Raw genomic sequence first — 22769 nt, 5'->3', positions numbered from 1 at the left:
GCTAAACTGCCCCGTATTTAAAGCATATACGTGGCTTCGAATAAAATTGATGTTTTATTCAGCAGTCATATTTTAGATACAAAGCTCTATAGTGAACTAAAACGGAATCCTCTCATGGCGAATCATTTTGAATTCAACATTCGTGTTTATATTGAAGATACGGACGCAGGCGGTATTGTTTACCATGCCAACCACATTCGCTATATGGAACGTACCCGTACTGAATGGCTCCGTGCTTCTGGCGTTGATCATTACTGGCATCAAAAAGACTACAACTTTGTCGTACACAAAATTGACGTAAAATACATGCGTCCTATTTTAATGGATGATTTAATTACTGTTACAGCACGTGTAGTTTCATGTAAAGCTGCGTCATTTGTGTTGCAACAAAATATTTATCGTGGTGAAATCTTGCTTGCTTCTGGCGAGGTTGAGTTGGCATGTTTAAGTAAAGAACTTGTAGCTCGTCGTCTTCCAGAAGAAATACGTGATCTTATTCGTAAAGAATTGGAACAAGACTAAAAAAACAACCGGCATATGTAACTATGGCAACAAACATTGAATCAACCCTGCATATTTCTGACCTTATTTTACAGGCAAGTCCAGTCGTTCAGTTGGTCATGCTAATTTTATTGTTAGCATCAATCTTTAGTTGGTATCTGATTGCCAAGTTACATATGAGTTATAAAAAAGTACATCAAGAAGATGAACATTTCCAGAAAATGTTTTGGTCTGGTGCTGAACTCAATACGCTTTACAACAATGCTCAGCTCAACTCAAAACGCTCAGGTCTTGAAGATATTTTTTATCAAGGATTGAGTGAATTTTTTAAACTTAAAAAACGTCAAGCCCCTGTTTCACAGACAATTGAAGGGACTGAACGTATTTTACGTGTAGGTTTGAGCCGTGATCAAAGCCATCTGGAATATGGCTTAGGTAGTTTAGCAAGTATCGGCTCTGTAGCTCCTTACATCGGTCTATTCGGTACCGTTTGGGGGATTATGAATGCCTTTATCGGTTTAGCTGCTGTTGATCAAGTTACTCTAGCAACTGTTGCACCAGGTATCGCCGAAGCACTTATTGCAACCGCAATTGGTTTATTTGCTGCAATTCCTGCTGTATTGGCTTTTAACCATTTCACTTCTAAAAGCGAAAGTGTTTACTCTGATCGTGCTTTATTTGCTGAAGAGATGATTGCTTTATTGCAACGTCAGTCTGTGGGTTCATCACAGGAAGATGCATAATGGCAATTCAGCGTTCAGGGCGCTTTGAGCGCATAAAAAAACCACTAAAAAGTGATATGAACGTCGTACCTTATATTGACGTTATGCTTGTACTTTTGGTTATTTTCATGGTAACTGCACCCATGATTACCAGTGGTATTAAAGTCGATTTGCCTCAAGCAAATAACCATCCAATCGAATCAAAAGATATGCCAGCCATGGTAACGATTGGTAAAGATGGCAATATTTATCTTCAATATGAAGATTACAAAGATAGTGAACCATTGTCTCGTGAAAAACTTGAAGAAGTTTTAAGCAATGCTCAAAAACAAGCTGAACAAGAAAATAAACAACTTACAGTTTTAGTCAATGGTGATAAGTCTCGTCCTTATGGAGAAGTCGTATCATTGATGGCAAGTTTACAAGAAGCAGGTTTAACTCAAGTTGGCCTTCTGACAGAGCCTTTAAAATAAGCTATGAATAAAAATCAAAAGCCACACTTTAAACAAAATGCGATTGCATTGAGCTTTACACTAGGAGTTCATGCAATTGCCATTGTTGGCTTACTTTTTTTAGGCTTGAGTAAACCACCTGAACAGCCAAAAAAGCTAACAACTATTTTAGTTAAGCCAGAAGATTTACCACCTCCGTTAGCCAAAGAAGTTGAACAACAGACTACAGCTACAAATGAAGCAAAAGAGGTGTTAACCCCTATTGTGGATGAAACGCTTCCTGAAAATCTTCCGGCTATGCCCCCTCCTCCAACAGCTCAACAACTTGCTGCTCAAAAGCAAAAGGCCGAACAGGCACAGCAAGCAAAATTGGCTGAACAAAAACGTAAAGCTGAAGAAGCAGCAAAAGCTAAACAAGCGGCTGAACAGCAACGTATAGAGGAAGCACAAAAGCAGCAAACTGAAGCTAAACGTCAAACTGAAGCTAAAGCAAGAGCGGAAGCTGAACAAAAACGCAAAGCCGAACAAAGTGCGAAAGCTGAAGCAGATGCTAAGGCTAGACAAAAAGTCGCTGAAGAGGCTAAGGCTAGACAAAAAGTCGCTGAAGAGGCTAAGCGAAAAGCAGAGACAGAGGCAAAGCTGAAACGTGAGGCTCAAAAAGCCGAAAATGCTAAACTTCAAGCACAACAAGATGCTAATGCTAAACGCAAAGCTGCTGAAGATGCTAAACGTAAAGCTGAAGCAGACGCTAAAGCTAAACAGCAAAAAGCTAATGAAGACGCTAAGCGCAAAGCTGAGGCCGATGCTAAAGCTAAACAGCAAAAGACTAATGACGATGCTAAACGTAAAGCTGAAGCAGATGCTAAAGCTAAACAGCAAAAAGCTAATGAAGATGCTAAGCGTAAAGCCGAAGCAGACTCGAAAGCTAAACAACAAAAAGCCAATGAAGATGCTAAGCGTAAAGCCGAAGCTGACTCGAAAGCTAAACAACAAAAAGCCAATGATGATGCTAAGCGTAAAGCCGAAGCAGACTCGAAAGCTAAACAACAAAAAGCCAATGAAGATGCTAAGCGTAAAGCTGAAGCTGACTCAAAAGCCAAGCAACAAAAAGCTGAAGCTGACGCTAAAGCTAAACAGCAAAAAGCTGCGGACGATGCTAAACGAAAAGCTGAAGCTGAGGCCGAAGCAAAAGCTGCATCTGCTCAAAAAGCTCAAGAAGAAGCAGCTCAGAAGAAAGCCGAAGCTAAAAAAATTGCTTCCTCAGCTAGACGCGATTTTGAACAAAAAATTCGACGCTCTTGGGATGTCCCGACTGGCAGTAGTGGTAAAACAGTTGGTGTGCGTTTTACCCTTTCAGACTCAGGTAGCGTTAATTCTATCGTGATCACGCGTTCAAGTGGCGATGATGCTTTAGATGCAAGTATTAAGGCCGCAATTCAAGCCTCTGCGCCATATCCTATGCCATCAGACCCCGATGCAAGGCGCGAAGCAAGAAGTGTTAACTCTACATTTAGAGCGCAATAATTTTGAAAGAGTTACATGCTTTAAATAGTTTAAGGCATGTAACTATGCTACAAAATCAACAGTCACAAAAATACCAGCTATGACTTTTACACTTATGAATACGAGCCGCAAACACCTGCTATCTTTAGCATTGATCACCGCCTTAAGCCCTATTGCTTCTACAACTGCTTTTGCCCAGTTATATCTGGAAATTGCTAAAGCACCAGATCAGGCGCCAAAAATTGCTATTGTCCCGTTTAACAATGACAATGGGCTCTCTCCTATTGTTGAAACTGACTTAAACCGTTCTGGACGCTTTACAAGCTCATCTAAAAATTTACCTGCCAATGCTGCAATCAATCAGATTCAAGCGTCTGACTGGCAAGCTGCCGGAATTCCATATGTAGTTACTGGACAAATTAAACAAACAGCTACAGGTTTTGAAGTCCATTACCAACTTTATGATGTACAAAAGCAGCAATACATTTTAAATGAACTTTTAAATGTACCCGCTTCACGCATACGTCAAGCTGGTCATATGGTGAGTGATGCTATTTATCAGGCACTTACTGGCATTCCAGGTGATTTTAGTGGCCGTATTGCATATGTACTCAGAAATCCAGCAACTCCCGCAGAGCGTTATACTTTACAAATTGCAGATACAGATGGTGAACAGCCAAAAACTGTTTTGTCATCTCGTGACCCAATTCTATCTCCGGCATGGACACCAGATGCCAAGAAAATTGCTTATGTTTCTTTTGAAACCAAACGTCCAGCAATTTATCTACAAGATTTATCTACTGGAACACGTGAAGTACTCACTAGCTTTAAAGGCCTAAATGGCGCACCGAGTTTTTCACCTGATGGCCAATCAATGCTATTTACAGCATCTATGAATGGCAATCCAGAAATCTATCAAATGGACTTATCAACTCGCCAAGTCAAACGTATGACAAATGACTCAGCAATTGATACAGAAGCACGTTATACACCAGATGGAAAATCGTTTATTTTCACTTCTGACCGTGGTGGTTCTGCCCAAATCTATCGTTATACCTTTGCTGATGGCTCAGTAAAACGTCTAACCTTTAAAGGGTCATTTAATGCACGCGGAACTTTGAGCGCAGATGGCAAAAAGATTGCTCTTGTTCATCGCCCAAGTGGCAGCAGTTATAAAGTTGCAATTCAGGACATTAATACTGGTATCACCAATATTCTTACTCCAACCAGTTTAGATGAATCGCCAAGTTTCTCACCGAATGGGCAAATGGTGGTCTACGCGACTCGTGAAGGCAACCGTGGCTTGTTATCTATCATGTCTACTGATGGACGTTTCCGTATGAATTTACCAAGCGAACAAGGTGAAGTACGTGAACCAGCTTGGGCACCAAAATAACTTTTAATTCCATTGATGGAGATGATCATGAAATCAATCAAATATTTAGCTTTACCCTTTCTTAGCGTAGCACTTGTGATGACAGGTTGTGCTAGCCGCAAACCGGCAGCGACTACCGCGACTGGCACAAATCCAAGTACGGTTAATACTTCTGGTTTAAGTGAAGATGCGGCATTGAATGCCCAAAATTTGGCTGGTGCTTCATCAAAAGGTGTGACTGAAGCAAATAAAGCTGCTTTGGCAAAACGCGTTGTTCATTTTGATTATGACAGCAGTGATTTATCTACTGAAGACTATCAAACGCTTCAAGCTCACGCTCAATTCCTTATGGCAAATGCAAATTCAAAAGTTGCATTAACTGGCCATACAGATGAACGTGGTACACGTGAGTACAATATGGCTTTAGGCGAGCGTCGTGCTAAAGCTGTACAAAGCTACTTAATTACCAATGGTGTAAACCCACAGCAACTTGAAGCTGTAAGCTATGGTAAAGAAGCGCCTGTGAATGCAGGGCATGATGAATCTGCGTGGAAAGAAAATCGCCGCGTTGAAATTAATTACGAAGCAGTGCCTCCTTTATTAAAATAAGGCATATGCATAAAAAAACGCTCATAAAATATGAGCGTTTTTTTATAACAACAAAACTTAAGAAGATTTCTTTTCTTCTTCAGAATGTTGCATAGATTCAATCAAATCATGCTTATTAAAATCTTTATATTCAGGTTTTGCCTCATAATCTTTCCAAGCTTCCTGAACATTCTCTTTCGAAATTTCATCTAGATTGATTGGTTCACCTGCTGTTGGGGTCGCATCAAACTTCTTTGTAGTCATTTCGATTCTCCTAAAAATATACAGTCCGTTGTTATATAATGAACATACCATTTAAAATGGGGGTTGTAAGCATAAATCCAACACAAATAAAGTAAGATAATTTTTATTTTGTGACATTCTCATCTAGAATATGCCTCGTATTTATCTGACTCATTTTGATGCTTGAAGCACAGGAGCTATTTTATATGTCCAACCTCACATTGTCCCAATTTTTACAACAACAAAAAGGGAATCTGACACCTGAGTTGGCTCAAGTCATCGACACTATTGCGACCACTTGTAAAACTATCGACCAAGCCTTACAAAAAGGTGCACTCGCTGGTATTTTGGGTAGTGCTGGTAATGAAAATGTTCAAGGTGAAACACAGAAAAAACTTGATGTGATTTCTAATGACTATTTAATTGATGCTTTAAAAGTTCACCCACAAGTGGGTGGCCTCGCTTCAGAAGAGCTTGATGAATTCACACCTGCACAAGAAAATGGTAAATATCTCGTTTTATTTGATCCATTAGACGGCTCAAGCAACATCGATATCAATATGTGTGTAGGCACAATTTTCTCTATCCTGCCTGCAAAAAATGCGGTAACCCAAGCAGACGATTTCATGCAAGCAGGTACACAGCAAGTTGCTGCTGGTTACGTACTTTATGGCCCATCAACCATGATGGCCTTAACTGTAGGAAATGGCGTAGTATTCTTTACTCTAGACCCAGAAACTCAAACATTCTTACTTACTACTGACAATGTTCAAGTTTCAGCAGATACTCAAGAGTTTGCAATTAACGCGTCTAACCAGCGTCATTGGGAAGAACCTGTAAAACAATATATTGATGAATTACTTGCTGGTAAAACATCTGTTCGTGAAAAAGATTTCAACATGCGCTGGGTAGCATGTATGGTGGGTGATATTCACCGTATTTTATGCCGCGGCGGTATTTTCCTTTATCCATACGACTTAAAAGATCCAAAAAAAGCGGGTCGCTTACGTTTAATGTATGAAGCAAACCCAATGAGTATGCTCATTGAACAAGCAGGTGGTACATCAACTACTGGCCGTGTTCGCATTTTAGATATTGAACCAACAGAGCTTCACCAACGTGTTCCTGTAATTATTGGTTCTAAAAATGAAGTTGAACGTGTAACAAGCTATCATTAATAATTTTAATTATTTAGGGCATCATAGTATGATGGTGCCCTTTTGTTGGATATTTTCTCATGGCGGTTATTTTTTTAGAATCAAAAGACAATGCAAAAATTAAACATTTGCGTGGATTAATTGAACTTAATAGCGCTCGAAAAAAGCACCAACAAACAGTCCTTGAAGGAACCCATCTCTGTTTAACGTGGTTACAACAGCAAAAGAAGATTTTTTCTTTATTTACTACAGAACAAGCATTAGAACACGCTGATTTTAAAAAAATAATAGAACTGCATCAAGGCCATATCTTTGTTATTAGTGAAGTCTTATATAGAGATTTGAGCACATTAGGCACGAGCTTACCTTGTTTAGCTATTATTGATTTGCCTAAAACTGCATCAACAATTGACTATAAAGTAGATACTTTAATTCTGGAGAATATACAAGATCCAGGTAACGTAGGCACATTGCTACGTTCAGCAGCAGCAGCAAATATTAAGCAAATCATTTGCACACAAGGTTCTGCATCACTTTGGTCTCCACGAGTTTTAAGAGCAGGTATGGGTGCTCATTTTAGCTTACATTGTTTTGAAAACTTCCAGCTCACAGATATTCTTCCGAAATTTAGAATCCCAGTTTTTGTTACAAGCTCTCATCACTCGACAAGCCTCTATTCACAAGATCTTTCTCAACCCTGTGTCTGGATTTTAGGAAATGAAGGCCAAGGTGCAAGTGATTACGCCTTAGAGCATGCACAATCAGTGACTATTCCACAACCAGGTGGACAAGAGTCATTAAACGTAGCAATTGCAGGATCTATTTGTTTCTTTGAGATGGTTCGTCAACGCCAATAAAACGTTAATTTATTTTACATCTCACATATTTGTGAAAAAAATCAATTACACTAGTAAAAAATAGCCGATTGTTGTCAACCTCCCACCTCTTTTCAACGTTATATAAGAGATATATTGAAAATAAGGTGGGTATGTCCAATGACAGGATTTTCCATCTCCATGGATTTAGCACCGAAAAAGTCTCGATCGGAAACATCTAGTGCTCATGCAAGCACGGCTGAGCAACGCCTGAAAGTTTTCATGCAAGATGTAACTGGTCGTGCTTTGGTGATGATGGAGAGTGCTACCCAAGGTCAACAAGGTATTGCAATGGATTTGGTTCAAGAAGCATTTATTGCTTTGCACAAATCTTATGCCGATAAAAATACTGAAGAATGGTATCCCCTGTTTTATACAATTTTAAACAACAAACTTCAGGATTGGCGCCGCAAAGAATCTCGTAGAGCAAACCCATTTTCATTCTTCAAAAAAGTTAGTCTGGACAGTGACGACGATGAAGTTATTGATGTAGTTGATGAAAAAGCCATCAATCCTGCGGATTTCCTCGATCAAGCAGTGACTATCGAAGAAATTCGAGAAGCAATTTCAAAGCTACCTGTTCGTCAACAACAGGCATTTATGTTACGTGCGTGGGAAGGTTTTGACACACACACAACAGCTCAGATCATGAACTGTACCGAAGGTAGTGTAAAAACCCATTATCACCGAGCAATTCAGGGACTTAGAGAGTACTTAGCCCACTTAAATCCCTTGGGAGGTTCTGATGAATCATGATGATTTCACTAAAAAGGTGACGTCTAAACTTGATAGTTTGGCACATCACCATAAAAATAAAACAGTGGTCATGAATCATGTGCTTGACCATATTCAACAAAAACCAGCCTCTTTTTATAGTGTCTGGAAAATGTCTGGTTTTGCACTTGCAGCTGCGATCACAGGTTTTGTAATTTTACCTAATTCAGCAGATATTGTTGATAAGCCACAAAATCAAGTAATTGTAAATCCTAAATTATCCCCACAAATGGTGGAAGATTTAGAAATGCTAATGGTCTTGGGTGAGGATAAAGTACAACATGGCAGCTAAAAAATTAGCACTTATCCTTTGTTCATTAAGTTTCTTGCAAACGAGTTTTGCAGGTTTTGAACGATTTTGGATTTTTTCTAAGGATGCCAATACACAAGTTGATGACACATGGAATGCTCTTTCTGAAGAAGAACAACGTGCAGTTATTAAACGCTACCAGAGCTTAAAAGAGTTACCAGCAAATCAAAGTACGAACCTACAGCAACGTATGGACTGGTTTACTCAGCTCCCCGATGCTGAAAAAGAAAAAATGCGTGAAGCATGGCAAAAAATGAGTACGCAAGAGCGTAATGATTTACGCCAGCGCATGCTTAAAGCGAATGGCGAAGAAAGAACAGCTATTCGTGAAGAGTATATGAACAAGTATTTAGAACATTAATCTAAGTATGTGAAGCTCACACACCGCAAGTTTCATAACTTATATAGATTCTAGTTTCTATAAAAAAGCCTCCAACTGGAGGCTTTTTTATTTTATATCGTTTATTTACGGTAGCGTCTATAGATCGCTAAACCAAGTAAGGATGCAATAGAAAAAATTCCTAAACTTCCCCCACCACCGCCACCACTTCGAGAATCATCTGTAGTAGTTGCGGTACTTATTAGATTAATTGTCCCAGGTTTCGCTGAAATTAATCCATTAGCATCATAGACATTATAAGATAGTGTATCGTTAAAAGTGTTAAAGACATTTTTTGCTTGAATATAAATATTACCACCGTAACATGTATTTTTACTGTCTTTATCAGGACAAGGCCCTTCCCGATCTGCCTTAACGACCGTAAAAATTCCATCTTTCGAAGTTTTGCTTGGTAAATAGATAGGTAACTCTACACCTTTTTCATTTACCCAAAATTGAGGCTTATCAGGCTTTGTAATAAGTGTACTAAGTGGCCCATCACCATCATCATTCGCATATTTGAGTAAATTCAAAGGAATCATTTCATTTGCTAAATACTTAAAAGTTATTGTGCCATCTTCAGAAACAGGAGCAATATTTGCAAATTTTGCTTTAATTAATCCACTACTAAGTTCCACACCAGCTTTAGTTGTAATTGTATATTTACAAAATTCATTAGTTGTACTTGAAGTAGGATCATCATCAACACGATAAAAAAGAATTTGCTGTACTGCTGGATTCCAGACACATCTCTGGTTTTCCTTAGTTTTAGTATCAGGAGTTAAATCTTCTACTTTTTGTGCCACCCCCAAAGGTTCTGCTTTAACATTATAATCAGCCGTATTAAAAAACTTTAATACATGATTAATGTCTTCACTTGGTAGAGGGAAACCATAATTTTTTAAATCTATATAAATTGCTCGATATTTTGTATTCACATGAGCCGTATCATTTTTAAACTTATCCAGTAAATCCTTAAATTCAGCTAAACGAACTTTATAGTAAACGATAAAGTTTGATGGCGTAGTAGGATCTTTAAGCAGGCTATCATATAAATCATAGCTTTTTTGATATGTCTCTATTAAAGTCGTAAATGAAATATTACCTAAACCTTCTAGATCACCTGCAGTAAGTTTCATCAACTCAACCGAACCAATATCACAACTATTTTTATTTAAAGTTTGATAATAGTATGTATTACTTACCAACCTAGCTAACCCACGCTGATCTTGAGTCTGGCAAGTAACTTTATTTTCTGAATCTACATCAATTAAATCTGGCTCTGAAAAATTATTTTTAGGATAGTAAATTGGTAAAAAACCATTATTTTCATTAGGTCCTTTTAAAGGCTCTAATAAAGTATTTAAAGTATTATTTTTTACATCAATATTAGTATTACCTGTAGGAACTACTTCTTTGGGTACATCACATTTTGGTGCATTGCCTGTTAAATTTAAAGCATTAAACCTCAAATCTAGTCCAGTATCTTTTTCCTCAGCTGCAGCCCCAAGTAAATATCGGCAAGCATAAGACCCATTATTAAAAGCTAATACATTAAAATTTAAGTTTTTATCACCTAATTTATCATATAAAAAAGTTGTGTTTGCAGAGTTCTCAACAATCGTATTATTTTGCAGTATTAAACTACTATCCGAACTTAAATTACTGGTTTGATTTTTTGCTGGATCAGCATCTCCTGTAAATTTAAGAATACTACCGTTAGTCGGACTCGCAATATTTTGTGCGATTGTATTATTTGTAAAGGAGGCTGTAGGGCTACCACAAAAATTAAAAGCACTTATTGAACTAGTCGATCCATTATTAACAAAACTATTTGAATCCAATGATATAGTACGTGCGCTATATGAAGTATTAAACATACAACTCATTGCGAGAATACTACCTTCAGTTGAAGTCAGGCCATTGTTTTGAATTAAAGAATGACTCATCGTTAAACTGGCAGTATTACCTCCAAGGTAAATTGCTCCACCTTTAGATGCTTGTGAGTTTAATATCTGACTATTTTTTAAAGTTACATCGGCGCCAGCATAAATTGCACCACCAAACTCAGTACTTTTACCATTTTCTAAAATAATATTAGTTAATGTTAAAGGTTGCTGGTAAACAGCCGTATTAAAGATACGTGATTTTCCCCCAGCATTTATACGAGTTTCAAGCGCTTTTTGGGCTGGATAGTCATTAGTTAGAACTCCTTTTCGCTCCCAATCCGTCGCTTCTTTCCCAATAATATTCAGACCGATTTTAGGGGTTAATTCTTTATTTAAGGTGTAAGTACCACCTTCGAGTTGAATTGTGTAGTTTGCATCAATTGCAGAAACCTCACATCCCCCATAAGATTTACGCATTTCTGCTGCTGTAATAGCTTCACGTAGAGAACATGCATTCATGTTCTCATTATCCTCATCAGCAAATGTTGTAACTTTTATTGTTGTTTGCGCCATTAAAGGCATTGCTGCGATAACAGTAATTACACCCAGTGCTTTTTGATAATTTTTCATAGCCCACATCCCTGTTTATGACTTGAAACGGCGTAATGCAATTAATCCCAATAACCCTAAAATTAAACCACCGCCTACACTTCCCCCACCGCCAGTACTCACCGATTTATCTTCAATTCCAGATAAAGGTTCCTGAACAATTCTTGTTGGGATAGTAATATATTGAAAATCTTCACCCTCATTAAAACGAGATACACTAGTAACTACTTGAATACTAAAAATATCTGCACCATGCCAATTTCCGTTTGGCGTATAAATTATATTACCATTTTGATCTAAGGTTATAGTGCCTTTTGAAACTGGTGTATCTGTACTTTGTCTAACTTTAAGACATCCTGGTTGCCAGTCTTTACCATCAGCACGCTCACCAAACAATCGCTTACACGTAGCAGGCGTAACTAAATCAGCTTCACTTAAAGAACCTAAAATACCGATTTTTGCAACTTGGCCATATTTAATATCTTGACCAACCGAAGAGACTTCACTATCTACAATATATTCGATTGCACCCAAATCACAGAGTTCATCATATCCACTCCGACTCTTACCACGTTGATCGTAGCTTTCACAACGCACCAACCCAATTGAAGAGCCATCACTATAAAGACGTCCTTTATTAATAATTAATGATTCAGCTAAAGTTTTATAACTCTCAAGTAATCGCGGTCTAAAGAAACCCAGAAAGCTATTTTTTGGCGTGTTATAAGGGCATAACAATCCATTTTGAGCAGTTACATCACATACCCCTTCATCTGTATCTCCCGCAATTAATTTTTCATTAGCGGGATAAAGAATATTAGGAAGCTTTGAGGTCGCATTTCGGTTACATTCTGCGGTAACCAAATTACTTTGTATAACTGCTTTATCGGTTGTACCTACCTGACAATTTAGCGTATTCCCTACTAATATACTGTTTGAAACAGAGGCTTTTCCTAGAGGAGCATCAAGAAATAGTCCTTTGTCATTTTTAATCATCGTAATGTTGTTAACAAACATCCCATCTCGGATATTTGCAATAAAACCACCTTTATTATGAAAAATTGTACTATTACTTAATCCAATAGCACGTGAAGTTAAATAACCTCCAGTACTTTCATCTGCAAACTTAGTTTGAACATACAATAAGGCATTATCTGCGGATGTAACTTCATTATCACGTAAAACAGATTGAGTAATATAATAAAGAGGCATTTCACTATATAAAACTGCTCCCTGACTCGCTTTATTATTCTGTATTAAATTATTGGTAAGGGTAACTGTACCAGCTGTTCTTGTCGTATTAGATAAATTACCAGCATTATAAATTGCACCACCACGAGTAGCATAACCATTAAGCAAACGTGAATTTTTAATAATTAATTGTTCATGGTTATAAATTAATCCTCCATCTAATGCCGAAGTGTTAGGGCCTGCACCTTGTAAATTTAGATCACTCAAAGAGACAGAGAACGAGACTTTTTCAACATTATTATCATCAATTTTAAACAGGCGGTCTGTACCCGCCATTTTAATGCTAGCGTTATGAGTCCCCGGAGCATCATTATCAATAAAACTTGAGTCACTCTCTGTAAGAATATTTAGAGCGCCTGTAATTGTTATACTTTCATTCAATGCATATTCTTTATCACGCTTTAAAATAATGTTTGAAGAGGCGTCTTTACCTCCGCATCCGTGATAACCAGTTGCATATTTTTCGACATCAGCAGCATTGGAAGATGCTCGATAATTAAGAAATTGTACAGCCTCACGCAACGTACATAGCGTATCGTCTTTATCTTCATCAATTAAGCTTGTGACTTGAATATCGGCAGAATAAGCGTGTCCAGCAGCAGCCAATAAAGCAAAAGCAATGCTCCGTTTGAGCATACCCATCTCCTTACATCTTTTTCATTTTTTTTGTCAATATTGCAAAATTTCCGCTTTTGCAATCGCATCCTTTGTGCGTACTTTGTCACAGCAAGTAGAATTTCTCAAGACATTTTGGTCGGTCTATAGAGTCATTTTTGAACCAGATTACAAAAAGCTTCATACATTTAAAAAACTTTTTTAAATACAAAAATGTGAATATTTACTAATTAGAAGGAAATTTAAAAAGATATAAAGGCAAGTGCTCTGAAATTAGAAATTTTGTGCCATACACTCTATTTTTAATAGTTTTTTATGTGCGCAGGTGAGGCAATAAGACAAGATTAAAAGATATCTATTGTTGATATTCATCAATCAAAGCATAAATTTGTCTTAAAGTTGCATTCGAAAGTTTTGTTTTTTCGCCTTTGAGTAGTTTTTCTAATTGGGCAACTGTCTGCAGCAAAAGTGAAGCCTGATGAGGGCCATGTAACAATAAATAGTCAACAATTTGCTGATCAAAATGAATACCACGTCTAGACATTACAGATGTAACCAAGGCATAGCGATCCGCATATAAACTTCCACTCGGCACTTTAACACTGACAGCTTGTGTAAGTCGTGACTGCAAGTCTGGTAATTCCAACTTTAATTCGATAGGCGCTACACGCGAAGAAAATACTAACTGTCCTTCGTGATTATTCATTAAATGAAAGACAGCTTTTTGCCAATGAGGCACACCACTAATCGATTCAATATCATCCAAAGCAACAAGGTCATAATGCTCTAAAGAAGTAATTGCTTCGATAGGAGCATCAAGGAGTTCAAGCAAAGAAACCTTAATTGCAGATTTGCCTATTTCTAAATAAGAATCACAAATTGCAGAAAGTAAATGACTCTTACCTGTCCCTGCTCCACCGTAGATGTAAAACCTACTTACCAGACCAGCATGTAGTTGACGCACAGCATCGACTACATTCCCCCAACTCGGTCCCGAAAAATCACTAATTCGGGCATCAAGTTGAGGTTCTATATCCAGTTGGAGTTGACGCATATATTGAATTAACCTTGAAATTATTTCTGGTCAGATGGTTTCAGTCTATCTGTATCTTGCTGTGTTTTAACCTCAAGATCAAGCTTAGTGCTTTCAGTTTCTACATGAATTTGCTCAATATTGCCGCCTTCTTGTATCAATAAAGTAGAAGGTGGAGCATAAAGTGAGCTTCTTTCATAATTCTCTCTTAAATGCTTCAACAACACCACAATAACAGCAGCAACAGGCAATGCAATCAACATTCCCAAGAAACCAGCAAGCTGTGCACCCGCTAATACGGCAAAAACAACTGCTACAGGAGATAAACCAATTTTATCGCCCAGTAGGAATGGCTGTAGAATATAACCTTCTACCGCTTGGCCAATCATAAAAACTACACCAACCAGTAGCAAGTGCGTCCAGTCCAACCCAAACTGGAATAAACTCGCAATAACTGCTGCAATAATACCTACTGCAAATCCTAAATAAGGAATAATACTGGCAAGACCAGCCACCATACCAATAATAAGACCAACTTCCAAACCAATGAGCTGCAAACCAACTGCGTATACTACGCCGAGCAATAGCATGACGAGAAACTGACCTTTAACAAACGCTCCTAAAACGCTATGGCATTCACTAACGATCTGTAAGGTAGATGCTTCATATTGACGTGGAATGAGACGACGTAAGTTTTGTAGCATACGGTCCCAGTCTAGTAAAAAATAAAAAGCAATAATTGGAATTAAAACAACTGTTCCACCGATCTGAATAAAATTAAGACCTGATTGTGCAAGCTTTAATAGGACAGCTTGAATACTATCGGCACTGTAATTTGTCTGAACATAATCCATGACAGCTTTGGACATTTGATCGGTATCAATTTCCATTTGCTGAACATTAAATGTCGAAGAAACCCATGGTAATAGTTCTGCATTAATCCAGTGAATACCTGCTGGAATGCTATCTCGGGCGTAAACCAATTGTTTCCAGATCAGAGGAACCAAATACCAGAGTGCAATAGTTAAGGTTACACCGATTCCTATAAACACCACGCTAATTGCTAACCAGCGAGGTAATTTGATTTTTACCAGAACATCAACAAGTGGACTGAATAAATAAGCCAGGAAAAAAGCACCGATAAAAGGAATGACTACAGGCTTGAGTAAGTACAATACCCATACCAGCAATACAATACCTGCGAGTAAAAGAATACGGCGCAGTATACGATCTTGCATAAAATCTAGCCTTTTTTGATTTAATCGTTATAAATGAAAAAATATTTTTATTAAAGATAGCATTTTCGAGCATAAATAACATAAGAGTTTCGTATATTCAGGTTATAATCTGCCGCCAATGCGGAGACTTCATTTATGAGCAACTCAACTTCTACCCCAAATACCGGTTTAAGCTATAAAGATGCGGGTGTCGACATTGAAGCGGGCGACGCACTGGTCGATCGTATCAAGTCAGTCGCTAAACGTACAAGTCGTCCTGAAGTAATGGGCGGTCTTGGTGGCTTTGGTGCACTATGCAAAATTCCTAAAGGTTATGAAGAGCCTGTTTTAGTTTCTGGAACCGATGGTGTAGGAACTAAATTACGTTTGGCACTTAATCTTAATCGTCATGACACAATCGGCCAAGATCTTGTGGCTATGTGTGTAAATGACCTTTTAGTTTGTGGTGCAGAACCATTATTCTTCCTTGATTATTACGCGACTGGTCACTTAAATGTTGACGTTGCTGCAAATGTTGTTACTGGTATTGGTAAAGGTTGTGAGCTTGCAGGTTGCGCACTTGTAGGTGGTGAAACCGCAGAAATGCCAGGCATGTATGAAGGCGAAGATTACGATCTTGCTGGTTTTGCGGTTGGTGTTGTTGAGCAAAGCAAAATTATTGATGGTACTAAAGTAAAGTCTGGTGACGTACTTATCGGTGTTGCATCAAGTGGTGCTCACTCGAATGGTTACTCATTACTACGTAAAATTTTAGACGTTAAAAACGTTGATTTAACTCAAATGATTGATGGTCGTCCTCTTGCAGACGTTGCAATGGAACCAACACGTATTTATGTAAAACCAGTTCTTGAGCTTTGCAAACAAGTTGATGTACACGCTATGGCACACATCACTGGTGGCGGTTTACCGGGTAACTTACCACGTGTATTACCAAATGGTGCTCAAGCAGTCATTGATGAAGCTTCGTGGGAATGGTCTGAATTATTCCAACTTCTACAACGCGAAGGCAATGTAGAACGCTTTGAAATGTACCGTACGTTTAACTGTGGCGTAGGTATGGTCATTGCTGTTGATGCAAATGATGCAGAAAAAGCAATTGAAGTGCTTAATGCTCAAGGTGAAAAAGCTTGGAAAATTGGACACATCCAAGAAAATGCTGAATCAGTTGAAGGTGCAGACGAAAAAATTCGTGTGATCTTTGCATGATAAAAATTGCTGTTCTAGTCTCTGGGAACGGCAGTAATTTACAAGCCTTGATAGATGCAAATCTATCAGGGCAAATTGTAGGTGTACTGTCTAATAAAGCAGATGCTTATGCCCTAGAGCGTGCTCAAAAAGCCAATATTGCTACGGCAGTTATTTCTCATAAAGACTTTCCAACTCGTGAAGTGTTTGATGAAGCAATGCATCAACAGCTCTTGGCTTGGCAAGTGGATGTGATTATTTTAGCCGGTTTCATGCGCATTTTAACTCCCACCTTTGTCAACAAATGGCAAGGGAAAATGCTGAACATACATCCCTCACTTCTTCCAGCTTACAAAGGTGTGAATACTCATCAACGTGTTTTAAACACAGGTGATCGTTTACATGGTTGTACCGTACACTTTGTAACTGCTGAACTGGATTCTGGTCAATCGATTGCCCAATCCGCTATTTTAGTTAAAGAACATGATACTGCCGCTTCATTAGCAAATCGAGTGCATACACTTGAACACTTTATCTACCCACAAGTAGCAGAGTGGTTATGTAACGGTCAACTTACATGGAAAAATGGTCAAGCTTATTTCCGTGATCAAGTTCTTGAACACCCTATTCGTTTTGCAAATTGGTAAAACTTTTTTCTTAAAAATAAAAATAAAAAAAGGACATGCCAGCATGTCCTTTTTTTATAAGTCTAAAAATTAGTTTGGCTGATGATGAATCAATTTCTTTATAGAATTCACTGTTTCAATAGGATGTTCTAGAGGAAACATGTGTCCTCCTTCAACCACAGTAAACGGAATTCCCATTTTTCGCTTTGCCATTTGAGGAAAGCCTCTTTTTAAGAAAGCACTTTCTTTCCCCACAACCAAATGCACAGGCATCTTAGGTTTTGGCATAGGCAGCCACCACCAAGAAGGATTTTTCCGGAAAATTGCAACTTCATCTTCACGAGAAATCGTTAAAGTGACACCACCACGGACCGAGTCCTCTTTTAAAGCATAGTCGATGTAAGCTTGAAAACAATCTTCATCAAAATCTTTATAGAAACCTTTGGGACGCAGTAATTCGGCAGCCTGCTCTCTCGATTCCCAATGTTCACGACGACGAGCTGATAAACCCGCTGGTGTCATCGCATCAACCAATTTAGGACGAAATAGTTTTGCCATATGAAAAGCAAATGAATATCGTCCTAAAATAAGAGGTGGGTCTAACATAATCACTTGAGAAAAAAGTTCAGGACGCTGAAAAGATGCCATCAACGTTAAAACTGAACCAAGCGAATGCCCAAGTCCAATAACTTTACGTCCTTTCGCCTGCCGCACAATACTGTCAATCACCTGATCAACCAAAGCAGGCCAATGATTCGTTACAGGATAACGTTTATCAGGACCAATCAAGGGAACATAAATAATGTCATATTCCCCTTTCAACTGGTCAAACAGTTTTTGATACACTTTTGATGGCACGCCATTCGCATGAGCAAAGTGTATAACTGGTTTCATTGACATACCGCTATCCTAAAACAGATTTTATTGTAATTTTGCGCTTTGACGAGTCTGCACTTCTTGAGCAATAGATTCACTTACCCCTTGCCCGATTTGTGCCCCCATACGACCTAAAATGGATTGTAATGGGTTGCGCTCAATTGTGTAGTCAACTTTATTATCAAGGTTTAGTTCACGCATCAAGCTCGTAATGTTACCTGAACGGTCAGCAACGCCTAACTGAATGGCTTGTTCACCAGTCCAGAATAAACCAGAAAAAATAGCTGGATCATTTGATTTTAAACGCTTTCCACGCCCTTCTTTAACAGCAGTGATAAAGTGAGTATGAACATTATCAAGAACAGATTGAATATGTTGCTTTTGAACAGGATCAATCGGTTTTGTCATACTTAAAATGTCTTTATTCGTTCCTGCGGTTAACGTGCGATCTTCAATACCAAGTTTCTGGGCTAAACCAGTAATTCCATAGTTCGGCATGATCACACCAATTGAGCCGACCAGACTTGATGGATTGACAATAATCTCATCAGCAGCAGAAGCGATATAGTACGCACCCGAGGCACCCATATCACCAATCACAGCGTAAACCTTTTTATCTGGATGCTGTTTTTTCAAATAACGAATTTCCTGCCAGATTTCATCAGACTGAACTGGAGAACCACCAGGCGAGTTAATATTAAGTGCAACAGCTTTACTATTTGAGGCTTCAAAAGCACGTTTAAGCGCTTTATTCGTATCTTCACTATTGACCGATTGATTACTCGAAGCATCAATAGTTCCAATAATATTCACCACTGCCAAATGAGCACTACTGCTACTTACAGTAGAGCCTTCTTTGCTGGTTGAACAACCTTTACCCATGAGTACAACAATGAATAATAAATAAATAAAAGTTAATGTTTTAAAGAAGATACCCCAACGGCGACTACGACGCTGTTCCTCGACTGAAGCAAGTACAGCCTTCTCGAGAATTTGCCATTCTGGTCCATTTTGTTTAGGGGTTATAGGTTCATTTTGTGGTTTTGGTGGCCAATCGGACATAAAATTCCAATCCAAATTAATCTAAAATGATGTCATTATATACGTTGATTTGATAAAAACTGTCTAAATAATATGATTTCATTTATAATAATTATATCTTTTTTTAATTATTGCTTCCTTTTTCCCGCGATAGATAACCAAATTAGATACAAAAAGCATGAACTATTACCTACTCAAAACTTTTAGCCGCCAGCCAATTAAATTTGGACGTTTTCTTGCTCGTATGTTGGCAGGGTTAATCAATACTTTAAAAATTACTAAAACATCAAAAAGTATAGAACTAAACCTACAAATCGCCCTTCCACATTTAACGCCACAGCAGCGAATAGAGATTACAGAACAAGCTATTCGTAATGAAATCACCTCATACTTTGAATTTTTAAGTATTTGGGGATCATCAAATAGTAAGAATATCGAAAGAATTCACCATATTGAAGGTGAACATTACTATCACGAAGCGCTTGCAGAAAAAAAAGGGCTTGTCATGATTATCCCCCATTTTGGTACGTGGGAAATTATCAATGCATGGTGTTCACAATTCACTTCAATGACAATTTTATACAAGCCTGTAAAAAATGAAGATGCGAACCGTTTTGTTCGAGATGCACGTAGTCGTGAACAAGCCAATTTGGTTCCTACTGATGAAAGTGGTGTAAGACAAATTTTTAAAGCTTTAAAACAAGGTCAAACTACCGCAATTTTACCTGACCATACGCCCAACGTCGGCGGTAGTATGATCAATTATTTTGGTGTTCCACTTGCTTCAAGTAATTTAAGTGCCAAGCTCATCCAGAAAACTAAAGCAAAAGCTTTATTCATGTATGCAATTCGTAACGAAAATGACGGTTTTACGCTGCATATTGAACCTATGGATGAGAAAATTTATGAAGGCAGTGCAGATAACGGAACATTTGTCATTCACCAAGCTATTGAACAACTCATCCAGCGCTATCCAGAGCATTACCACTGGAGTTATAAGCGTTTTAAAGCCAACCCTGCTTTAGATAACATTTATAATATTGATCCAGTTGAAGCTCTTCAAATTGTGGCTAAGCTGAAAGCAGAAGCTTCACAAAGCTCTGTGAAGCCAAGTACGCTCGAAACGTCGAGTGTATAAAACCATTTGATGAGGCTGAGATACAAAACTTAATGTTCCTTGCTCAACGGTGCTTTTAAACGGAATATTAAGTTCTTGTATTCTCGCTAAGACTTCTTTGCTTGGATGACCATATCGGTTATTAAACCCGGCAGAGGCAACAACCAGCTTGGGATTTAAAGTCGCTAAAAAGTCATAGGCTGAACTATGTTTACTGCCATGATGGCCTAATACCAAAACATCTACTTTTAAATCAGGATATTCTTTTATTAGTTGATATTCTGCTTCCCATCCAGCATCCCCCATAATTAAATAATTTTGATAACCCTTTACCTGTTTTAAATGAATATAAACGACACAAGAATATTCATTTTGGTTAGAAGAAACTAAATTTAAATCATTTTCTTTCGGCCAAAGTATCTCAATATCTAACTGTGGATATTGCCATTTTTGCCCTTGATGACAATAGGTAAATGGTTCTTTCACTTGCTGTGCCCATAGCTCATTTGATATGACTTGTTTAATAGGAAAAGCCTGAGCAATAAAAGGAAATGCCCCACTATGATCTTGGTCAAGATGAGATAACACCACATGATCTAGTTGTTTAATACCTTTCTGACGTAAATATGGAATTACTACATTTTGCCCAATACTAAAGGCTTTCTCTTCATAAGAACCACCAGTATCAATTAACCACGTCTGCTCTGGGTGTTGTAGAAAAATCGCTTGTCCTTGGCCTACGTCTATAATATTTAATTGAATTTGCTGAGAGGTTTTATTCGGAATGACTAAGGGTAAACAACATATAAGACTCCAAGATTTCGGTAAAACACCACGTGGTAAAAATAAGATAACAATGGCACAGCTTAAGCCTAACAAAGCCAGTGGTGTCAGACTAAAACCTTGCAACGGTAGAGATAATTTCTCTAAAAGACTAAAACATGTCAGCACTATACTGAGCAAAATATCATTAATCTGAAAGAGTACATTTCCAAGTGAATTAAAAATAAGCCACACACAAGCAGCAAAAATATTCAAAGGAATAATAACTCCTCCTAACAGAGGAACAGCGATAATATTTGTGAGAGGTGCAACCCATGAAATCTGTTGAAAGAAAATCAACATTAAAGGACATAGGGCAATAAATATTTTGCCCTGAGATTCAATTAAGGTTTTACTTAAAAGAATTATTTTAGATAGCAGACTCACTGAAACAAGATTTGGAGTCTGTACTATGGTTTGATAAATGCGTAATAAAATAAAGCAAGAACCATAAGAGAGCCAAAAACCTGCCGATAAAACACTAAATGGGTCGAAAAGTAAAAGTAGACTTGCGCTGTAAACCAAGAGTGAAAATGGCTTAACAGGCAGTTTGACTAACAATAAAAAGGCAAATAAGAATACTGAAAGTAAAGTTCTTAAAGCTGGAATTTCAAAACCGACAAAAGCTGTATAAATCAAAACCCCAAGACATAAAGGAATCATTGCCAATATTTGCTTGGGTTGCCACAAATAAATCTGCGGATAATAACGTCGTACTAATTGATGTAAACCCCAAGACAACATGATGGCAAAAATGAGGACATGAGGCCCCGAAATAGCCAACAAATGAGAAATACCTAATTGTTTAAATTGATTTTTAGTGTCTTCATTTAAAAGACTTTCGTCCCCTGTCAGAAGTGCTAATAACAATCCTTTATTCTGAAAGGGAGATTTTTTTAGCATTAATCTAAACTTTAGACGGAGTTTTTCTATATTTAATTGCTGTCTAGTAAAAAAGTTTTGTTGCTGTTTTAAGTGATTTTGATAACCCAATCGATAAATTTCATCAAAGCTTAAAGGCTCAAGATGCTGAACACTGAAACCTGACATTATATTTCGTTGAATGAACCATTGTTCTTGATCAAAAGCACCTGATACTGCATAACTATGAGCGGGTCTGGTTTTACCCGATATTCGATAGTAGTGGCCTAATTGTAATTTTGGTCCCTCTATCAAAGCGTTCTCATTTTCATTTTTTAAATATAACAACCAATTCACCGCATGGGATGACCGCCCTAGAACCTGACCGACTTGCTGTGTCTTATTATCTTTTTCTTCACTTAGTCGATCTATATAAACAACAATGTCTAGAGACTGAGGTTGCATCTCCCGTAGTTGTAATCTTTCATTTAAGGCGTGCTGAGCATATTGATGGCCTATAACAAAAAGGCTTAGGCCACAGATTAAACAATAAACTGCTTTTAATATGGGACGATTTACAAAAATATGCCGCTTAAAAATATAAAAAATAAAGCTGATAAAAAGTAGAACTTTACCAATCCAACCATATTGCATTATTAAAGGAAGCTCTATTCCCATGAATGCAATACCTAGAACCCACCCCACTAAAATAAGTTTTAACATTTAA

General features: G+C 37.8%; 22 protein-coding genes. 14 read left to right on the top strand and 8 right to left on the bottom strand.

The features are described from left to right. Window positions 1-114: 114 nt before the first annotated feature. The 6 genes from ybgC to pal all read left to right on the top strand — a co-directional run bounded on the left by ybgC (window position 115) and on the right by pal (window position 5162). Complete coding sequence (ybgC, locus tag FY048_RS00645; RefSeq protein WP_004699892.1) at window positions 115-522, top strand: tol-pal system-associated acyl-CoA thioesterase; 408 nt, start codon at window positions 115-117, stop codon at window positions 520-522. A gap of 23 nt (window positions 523-545) precedes the next feature. Beyond that, window positions 546-1244 (top strand): protein TolQ, encoded by a 699-nt coding sequence (gene tolQ / locus FY048_RS00640; RefSeq protein ID WP_446089764.1) that lies wholly within the window; start codon window positions 546-548, stop codon window positions 1242-1244. Then, on the top strand, window positions 1244-1696 hold the full coding sequence (tolR, locus tag FY048_RS00635; protein ID WP_042898128.1) for a protein TolR: 453 nt from the start codon (window positions 1244-1246) through the stop codon (window positions 1694-1696). Before tolQ ends, tolR begins: the two co-directional genes overlap by 1 nt. 3 nt (window positions 1697-1699) lie before the next feature. Continuing rightward, complete coding sequence (tolA, locus tag FY048_RS00630; RefSeq protein WP_446089763.1) at window positions 1700-3199, top strand: cell envelope integrity protein TolA; 1500 nt, start codon at window positions 1700-1702, stop codon at window positions 3197-3199. 94 nt (window positions 3200-3293) lie between these two features. Beyond that, window positions 3294-4574: a Tol-Pal system beta propeller repeat protein TolB gene (gene tolB, locus FY048_RS00625; RefSeq protein ID WP_016137340.1), complete on the top strand. Its 1281-nt coding sequence runs from the start codon at window positions 3294-3296 to the stop codon at window positions 4572-4574. Window positions 4575-4601: 27 nt separating this feature from the next. Beyond that, window positions 4602-5162, top strand: a complete 561-nt coding sequence (gene pal, locus FY048_RS00620) for a peptidoglycan-associated lipoprotein Pal (RefSeq protein WP_004643699.1) — start codon at window positions 4602-4604, stop codon at window positions 5160-5162. A 57-nt stretch (window positions 5163-5219) separates the two neighbouring features. Here pal and FY048_RS00615 read toward each other — a convergent pair whose 3' ends face one another. Further along, entirely contained in the window at window positions 5220-5405 is a 186-nt protein-coding gene (locus FY048_RS00615) for an NF038105 family protein (RefSeq protein ID WP_004790651.1), read from the bottom strand. Between the two features lie 185 nt (window positions 5406-5590). On the opposite strand from FY048_RS00615, the gene FY048_RS00610 reads away from it, so the two are divergent. The 5 genes from FY048_RS00610 to FY048_RS00590 all read left to right on the top strand — a co-directional run bounded on the left by FY048_RS00610 (window position 5591) and on the right by FY048_RS00590 (window position 8861). After that, on the top strand, window positions 5591-6562 hold the full coding sequence (locus FY048_RS00610) for a class 1 fructose-bisphosphatase (protein ID WP_016137339.1): 972 nt from the start codon (window positions 5591-5593) through the stop codon (window positions 6560-6562). Between the two features lie 59 nt (window positions 6563-6621). After that, window positions 6622-7398, top strand: a complete 777-nt coding sequence (locus tag FY048_RS00605; RefSeq protein WP_446089762.1) for a TrmH family RNA methyltransferase — start codon at window positions 6622-6624, stop codon at window positions 7396-7398. Between the two features lie 159 nt (window positions 7399-7557). Next, window positions 7558-8172 (top strand): RNA polymerase sigma factor, encoded by a 615-nt coding sequence (locus FY048_RS00600; RefSeq protein WP_016137337.1) that lies wholly within the window; start codon window positions 7558-7560, stop codon window positions 8170-8172. After that, window positions 8162-8482: a hypothetical protein gene (locus FY048_RS00595; RefSeq protein ID WP_004643705.1), complete on the top strand. Its 321-nt coding sequence runs from the start codon at window positions 8162-8164 to the stop codon at window positions 8480-8482. The genes FY048_RS00600 and FY048_RS00595 overlap by 11 nt, the downstream gene beginning before the upstream one ends. Next, window positions 8472-8861, top strand: a complete 390-nt coding sequence (locus FY048_RS00590) for a DUF3106 domain-containing protein (protein WP_004790640.1) — start codon at window positions 8472-8474, stop codon at window positions 8859-8861. The genes FY048_RS00595 and FY048_RS00590 overlap by 11 nt, the downstream gene beginning before the upstream one ends. 101 nt (window positions 8862-8962) lie before the next feature. Here FY048_RS00590 and FY048_RS00585 read toward each other — a convergent pair whose 3' ends face one another. From FY048_RS00585 to cxpE, 4 genes are all read right to left on the bottom strand, one after another. Next, window positions 8963-11398: a CSLREA domain-containing protein gene (locus FY048_RS00585; RefSeq protein ID WP_446089761.1), complete on the bottom strand. Its 2436-nt coding sequence runs from the start codon at window positions 11396-11398 to the stop codon at window positions 8963-8965. Window positions 11399-11413: 15 nt separating this feature from the next. Next, on the bottom strand, window positions 11414-13264 hold the full coding sequence (gene rbtA / locus FY048_RS00580) for a rhombotarget A (protein ID WP_446089760.1): 1851 nt from the start codon (window positions 13262-13264) through the stop codon (window positions 11414-11416). A 334-nt stretch (window positions 13265-13598) separates the two neighbouring features. Continuing rightward, a complete protein-coding gene (gene hda, locus FY048_RS00575; protein ID WP_003650214.1) occupies window positions 13599-14297 on the bottom strand; it encodes a DnaA regulatory inactivator Hda in 699 nt (232 codons plus the stop codon). Between the two features lie 20 nt (window positions 14298-14317). Beyond that, window positions 14318-15514: a chloramphenicol efflux transporter CxpE gene (cxpE, locus tag FY048_RS00570; RefSeq protein ID WP_446089759.1), complete on the bottom strand. Its 1197-nt coding sequence runs from the start codon at window positions 15512-15514 to the stop codon at window positions 14318-14320. Window positions 15515-15649: 135 nt separating this feature from the next. On the opposite strand from cxpE, the gene purM reads away from it, so the two are divergent. Beyond that, complete coding sequence (purM, locus tag FY048_RS00565; protein ID WP_049837263.1) at window positions 15650-16720, top strand: phosphoribosylformylglycinamidine cyclo-ligase; 1071 nt, start codon at window positions 15650-15652, stop codon at window positions 16718-16720. Then, window positions 16717-17346 (top strand): phosphoribosylglycinamide formyltransferase, encoded by a 630-nt coding sequence (gene purN / locus FY048_RS00560; protein WP_446089758.1) that lies wholly within the window; start codon window positions 16717-16719, stop codon window positions 17344-17346. Before purM ends, purN begins: the two co-directional genes overlap by 4 nt. Window positions 17347-17415: 69 nt before the next feature. On the opposite strand, the gene FY048_RS00555 is transcribed toward purN, so the two are convergent. Both FY048_RS00555 and sppA read right to left on the bottom strand, forming a co-directional pair. After that, the gene (locus tag FY048_RS00555; RefSeq protein ID WP_446089757.1) at window positions 17416-18225 is read right to left on the bottom strand and encodes an alpha/beta fold hydrolase; all 810 of its coding nucleotides are present in this window, start codon (window positions 18223-18225) and stop codon (window positions 17416-17418) included. A gap of 21 nt (window positions 18226-18246) precedes the next feature. Continuing rightward, entirely contained in the window at window positions 18247-19263 is a 1017-nt protein-coding gene (sppA, locus tag FY048_RS00550) for a signal peptide peptidase SppA (RefSeq protein ID WP_446089756.1), read from the bottom strand. Window positions 19264-19396: 133 nt separating this feature from the next. Here sppA and FY048_RS00545 point away from each other — a divergent pair, with 133 nt between their 5' ends. Beyond that, a complete protein-coding gene (locus tag FY048_RS00545) occupies window positions 19397-20380 on the top strand; it encodes a lysophospholipid acyltransferase family protein (RefSeq protein ID WP_446090274.1) in 984 nt (327 codons plus the stop codon). Here FY048_RS00545 and FY048_RS00540 read toward each other — a convergent pair. Then, window positions 20333-22765, bottom strand: coding sequence for a DNA internalization-related competence protein ComEC/Rec2 (locus FY048_RS00540; RefSeq protein ID WP_446089755.1), 2433 nt, complete (start codon window positions 22763-22765; stop codon window positions 20333-20335). The two genes, FY048_RS00545 and FY048_RS00540, sit on opposite strands and share 48 nt — an antisense overlap. Between the last annotated feature and the right edge of the window lie 4 nt (window positions 22766-22769).

Source organism: Acinetobacter sp. 1124_18A, from assembly GCF_052824995.1.
Note: the sequence above shows the minus strand (reverse complement) of the source record. Positions and strands in the feature narration are given on the sequence as shown.